The 246-nt window shown below is 39.0% G+C and carries 1 protein-coding gene; it reads right to left on the reverse strand.

What is annotated here, in order from left to right; all coding sequences use genetic code 11:
• On the reverse strand, window positions 1–180 hold a 180-nt coding region (locus GBN19_RS15700), incomplete at its 3' end, for a transposase (RefSeq protein WP_151778726.1).
• Between the last annotated feature and the right edge of the window lie 66 nt (window positions 181–246).

A 246-nucleotide genomic window follows, 5' to 3' on the forward strand; every position in this document is an offset into this window, starting at 1 on the left:
CGAATACTGTTTTGTGCCTGCTAAAGTTCCAGCCTTTGCTTTGTTATTCCAGTTCGAAAGGGTTTGCATTGAAATGCCAAGTTGTCTAGCGGATTTCGATACATTACCTTGGTTCTCTTCAATGGCTTTTATGGCTTCAGCTTTAAATTCTGCGGTGTAAGTCTTCTGTTTCTTGCTCATGGTAAACTCCTAATGAGTATGTATAGTTTACCAAGTTAAACCCTCCTGTTTTTTAAGCACACATCA

Source organism: Acinetobacter brisouii (assembly GCF_008993995.1).
GTDB classification, from domain to species: Bacteria; Pseudomonadota; Gammaproteobacteria; order Pseudomonadales; family Moraxellaceae; genus Acinetobacter; species Acinetobacter brisouii_A.